Source organism: Lacticaseibacillus mingshuiensis, from assembly GCF_016861785.1.
Classification (GTDB): Bacteria; Bacillota; Bacilli; order Lactobacillales; family Lactobacillaceae; genus Lacticaseibacillus; species Lacticaseibacillus mingshuiensis.
Genome location: NZ_BOLS01000040.1, coordinates 1 through 4,393, shown reverse-complemented (window position 1 = coordinate 4,393; position 4,393 = coordinate 1). Strand labels below are relative to the sequence as shown.

Annotated in this window: 5 protein-coding genes; 3 read left to right on the top strand and 2 right to left on the bottom strand. The window is 54.5% G+C overall.

Annotated features, from left to right (window positions below; genetic code table 11):
- Positions 1-143 precede the first annotated feature (143 nt).
- Positions 144-608 carry a phosphatidylglycerophosphatase A family protein gene (locus tag JUE67_RS12460; protein WP_225423174.1) on the bottom strand — a complete coding sequence of 155 codons (465 nt, stop codon included), beginning with the start codon at positions 606-608 and terminating at the stop codon, positions 144-146.
- 116 nt (positions 609-724) lie between these two features.
- Positions 725-1,780: an NAD(P)/FAD-dependent oxidoreductase gene (locus JUE67_RS12455; RefSeq protein ID WP_203628637.1), complete on the bottom strand. Its 1,056-nt coding sequence runs from the start codon at positions 1,778-1,780 to the stop codon at positions 725-727.
- 342 nt (positions 1,781-2,122) lie between these two features.
- Here JUE67_RS12455 and JUE67_RS12450 point away from each other — a divergent pair, with 342 nt between their 5' ends.
- From JUE67_RS12450 to JUE67_RS12440, 3 genes are all read left to right on the top strand, one after another.
- A complete protein-coding gene (locus JUE67_RS12450; protein WP_203628636.1) occupies positions 2,123-2,710 on the top strand; it encodes a peptidylprolyl isomerase in 588 nt (195 codons plus the stop codon).
- Positions 2,711-3,565: an ROK family protein gene (locus tag JUE67_RS12445; protein WP_203628635.1), complete on the top strand. Its 855-nt coding sequence runs from the start codon at positions 2,711-2,713 to the stop codon at positions 3,563-3,565.
- A gap of 66 nt (positions 3,566-3,631) precedes the next feature.
- Positions 3,632-4,012 (top strand): CvfD/Ygs/GSP13 family RNA-binding post-transcriptional regulator, encoded by a 381-nt coding sequence (locus JUE67_RS12440; RefSeq protein ID WP_125696596.1) that lies wholly within the window; start codon positions 3,632-3,634, stop codon positions 4,010-4,012.
- Positions 4,013-4,393: the final 381 nt, after the last annotated feature.

Below are 4,393 nucleotides of genomic sequence, written 5' to 3'. Positions count from 1 at the left end.
AAACTGTTGATGATGGTGATCAGGTGTTCGTCGATGTGCAAAATGAAATCGATGAGTTGGGGCATGAGGCCCTCCTTTGAGAACGTGTTAAAGCAAGTATACCGAAGCCCCGTGGGTGAACCGCATAAGAAACGGTAAAGTTATCAGTAATTGTCGTCTTCCAATTCGGGATGGGAATGCGCCAAACGACTGGCCGAGGCCGCCGCGATCGCCCCGACAATATCATCGAGGAAGGTGTGAATGATGCCGGGCTCATGGGCGTTGAGCTTTGCCAAGATGCCCGGCTTGACCCGGTCGATGTAGCCATAATTGGTGAAGCCGATCGAGCCGTAAACGTTGACGATGGAAAAAGCGAGAATCTCATCGCAGCCATATAGCCCTTCGTCTTCGGCAATGATGTTTTGCAGTGGTTGTTCGAGCGTGCCAGCTTCGGCCGCCTTGTCCAGCGCGATGCCGGTCATGACCGCATTTTGGACCTCGCGTTTATGCAGGACGATCCGCACGTTTTCCGTCGCGGCTTCAAGGGTGAGACCCGGGATGAATTTTGCCTGTAAAAACATGACCAGTTCGCCGATCGCCGGGAGCTCGACCCCGCGCTCTTTCAGCATTGCGATCGTGTGCGCATAAAGCCGTGCCTCATTCGTCTCGACTTTTTCCCGTGCGGCTTGGCGTGCCGCCTTTTCTTGCGCCTTGTTGTCGGTGTCCATGACCATCCTTCTTCCTATTAATGATAGAGTTGCGTGCTGTGGAGGGCCTGACGCCGCTCCGGATACAGAAAACTCAGGGCCTCATTGACCGCAGTCGGGGCCTCGCCAAACCCACTGGCGATCAATTTCACCTTGCCAGGATAAGTGACCGCATCGCCAACGGCAAAAATGCCAGGGGTGGTGGTTCGCATCTGCGAGGTGACCACGATCTCGTTGTGCTCGAGGGTCAAGGGCCAGTTGCGGAGCTGCCGATTTTCGCTCATGAAGCCGTAGTTGACGAGCAGGCGGTCGACGTTCAGCGTGCGGGTCTCATCCCCGCGGACTTGATCAAGGGTGACATCGAGGCGAGGGCCATTGGCGGTGACGCCTTGAATCAGAAATGGCGTGTGCAGCTGAACGGTCGATTGATGGAGCGCGTCCACGCTGGATTCCAGCCCGCGGAACTGGTCGCGGCGATGGATCAAATGCACACTTTTGGCAATCGGCGCCAGGGCTAGTGCCCAGTCGATCGCCGAATCCCCGCCGCCTGCGATCGCCACATCAAGGTCCTTAAAGCTCTCGAGGTCGCGCACATAATAGAAGAGCTTTTTGCCTTCCAGTGCTGGGTCATAAGGGCAGGCCAACTTCCGCGGCGTGAAGGCGCCTCCGCCAGTTGCGATGATCACGCTTTTTGTGTGAAAAATGCCATTCGTCGTTCCCAGCAAAAAGGTGCCATCGGGCTGCGGGTCGATCGTTTGAACATTGGTCGCAGTCTTGATCGTCGGGTGAAAATGCGCGGCCTGTTGCTCGAGTTGGGCGACTAGCTCTTGGCCGCTGATGCCGGTAAAGCCGCCGATGTCGTATAGAATTTTCGCCGGATACAGGTTGCCGGTCTGACCGCCAAGTTCGCTAAGGCTTTCCAGCAGCAGGACGTCGGCACTGTGCAGCCCGGCATAAAAGGCGGTGAACATGCCCACTGGGCCGCCGCCGATCACCGTGATCTCGTACAAGTGCTGACGCTCCGGTTCGTGGTTTGTTTCATGGGCCGCATGAGGGTTCGTTTCGTTTTTCGGTTGATGGCTCGTTTCGTTCATGTGCGTTCTCCGTTTCTGTTCGATCACTGTCTTCTATCATCATAGTGGCACATTGGCCAACGCACAACTGGAACTGAGCCAAATGGGCGCGGCCGACTTTGATGCGAGACGTTCCTCACCATTGTACGCCGATTTATGCGACTGGTCAGGTAAGGGGGCCGGTGGTCTTTCCGAAATGGCGTGGGCCAAGCGACGGACTCTTTTTTGACGGCGACTCTGGGTAGCCCCGGTCCGCGTGCACTTGATATAACGCGCAGACCAACATCTCCCCGCGCGCGGCGGTTCGCCTAGTATTTGAAAGCGGTATTAGGTAAAATGGTTGAGAAATATGAGGAGGCAATCATGACATATCCACAATTAGAACTTGAAAACTTTTCCGGGCCAAAGGCAGTGATCGACACGACCATGGGCACGATCACGGTGGCCCTTTTTCCGGCGCAGGCGCCAAAAGCCGTTGAGAACTTCATCGGCTTGGCCAATAAGGGCTACTATGACGGGGTCACGTTCCACCGTGTGATTCCAGACTTCATGATTCAAGGCGGCGACCCGACTGGCACAGGGGCCGGCGGTGAGAGCATCTGGGGGGACTCCTTCGAGGATGAATTTTCCGCAGAGCTGTTCAATCTTCGGGGCGCACTGTCGATGGCGAACGCTGGGCCGAATACAAACGGCAGTCAATTTTTCATTGTCACCAACGAACATCTGAATCCCAGCATGGCCTCCCAGTTGCCGGCGGCCGGGTATCCACAGGCGGCGACGGATGCCTATCAGCAGGGCGGGACGCCATGGCTCGATGGCCGGCACACGGTTTTCGGCCACGTCCTTGATGGCCTGTCTGTCGTCGACGCGATCAGCAAAGTCAAAACAGCGAACGACAAGCCGGAGACGCCGGTGACGATCAACCACGTGACGATCGAGGAGGCCAAATAGATGTTAGGAGCGATCGAAGCTGGCGGGACTAAATTTGTGTTGGCCGTTTCTGAAGATGGTCTGACAGTCGAACACCGCGTCAGTATCAAGACCACGACCCCAGAGGAGACGATGGCCCAGGTCTTCGCCTATTTTGACAAGTACCCAGTGACTGCATTGGGGCTCGCCTCGTTTGGCCCGCTGAATGTTAATGTCCGCAGTAAGGGCTATGGCAGCATCACCAACACACCCAAGCTGCCATGGCGGCACTATGACATTTTAGGCGACATGAAGGCCCATTACCCAGATGTGAGGTTTGCCTTCACCACGGATGTCAACGCGGCGGCTTATGGCGAATTGAAAGCCGGCGCGGCAAAAGGGGTCCAGGATGTCGTTTACTGGACAGTCGGGACTGGTATCGGCGCTGGCATTGTCTCAAATGGCAAATTGTTGCAAGGGTACAGTCATCCCGAAGCTGGCCATATGCTGGTGCGCCGAGATCCGCGCGATGAGTTCGCCGGTTTTTGCCCGTATCATCACGACTGCCTGGAAGGACTGGCAGCCGGCCCGGCGATCGAGCAGCGGTTTGGCAAGCCGGCGATCGAACTCGCACCTGATCATGTGGCGTGGGAGATCGAAGGGAACTACCTCGCCCAGGCCTGCATGAACGTCACACTCACAGTCGCCCCAGAGCGTATTGTTTTTGGCGGCGGCGTGATGCATCAACCACAACTCTTCCCAATGATTCGCGAGGCCTTCAAGGAAAAAATCGCAGACTATGTTGAGTATCCGGCACTGGACGATTATATCGTGCCGATCGCATTGAAGGATGACGCCGGGGTCATCGGTGCCTTCATGTTGGCAAAAGAAGCCTAGTTTCATCGGCCCTCGCTTTACGGTATACTGTTCATGAAAACCTGCACCACAGAATGAAGGGTCATTATGAACTATCGCATTGGGGATATCCTCACTGGCAAGGTGACGGGGATTCAGCCATATGGGGTGTTTGTTCTATTGAATGAACATGACCAAGGGCTGATCCACATCTCGGAATGTCAGCACGGATACGTCAAGGCGCTCAGCGACCTTTTCAAAGTGGGGCAACGGGTGACAGTTGTGATCTTAGATATCGATGAATATTCAGGTAAGATCAGTCTCTCACTGCGGGCCTTGCAGCCTGCACCCGATCTGACCCCGTTTCGTCGCCGCAAACATTTTTGGACGACACGTAAGGTTCATACCGGGTTTGCCCCGATCGCGGCGCGCCTGCCGGGATGGGTCGATGAGTACCTCAAACGAATGAACAAGAATGCGGCCGAGTGATCGGTCGTATTTTTGTGGATGATTCCGACTGATGGATGGACTTTGTTCGCGATTTGGTCTAATTATTATGCATTGACGTTCGCTCATCGCAAGACCATTCGGAGAACACAACTTTTGCTCGGATTTGGCATTTTCTTATTGACGCATGCGGCTTCTGGCTGGTAAGATACTTGTTGTTGTCAACGCGACCGCGGCCATTACGGCAGCGCTTGAATATGAAAGAAAAGAATAATTATTCACTTCTAGATTATTGTTGACAGCGAACCAGCCAAAAGATATACTGTTAAAGTTGTCTTTTGGACAAGTCGTCCTTTGAAAACTGAACAAAGTTTCGTAAATGTGTAGGTGATTCGGCCTTAATTGGTCGGAGAATTAAACATG

Coding starts and splice junctions, on each gene's coding strand:
- JUE67_RS12440 (WP_125696596.1), top strand. CDS start 3,632: ATGAACTATCGCATTGGGGATATCCTCACTGGCAAGGTGACGGGGATT.
- JUE67_RS12455 (WP_203628637.1), bottom strand. CDS start 1,780: ATGAACGAAACGAGCCATCAACCGAAAAACGAAACGAACCCTCATGCG.
- JUE67_RS12445 (WP_203628635.1), top strand. CDS start 2,711: ATGTTAGGAGCGATCGAAGCTGGCGGGACTAAATTTGTGTTGGCCGTT.
- JUE67_RS12460 (WP_225423174.1), bottom strand. CDS start 608: ATGCTGAAAGAGCGCGGGGTCGAGCTCCCGGCGATCGGCGAACTGGTC.
- JUE67_RS12450 (WP_203628636.1), top strand. CDS start 2,123: ATGACATATCCACAATTAGAACTTGAAAACTTTTCCGGGCCAAAGGCA.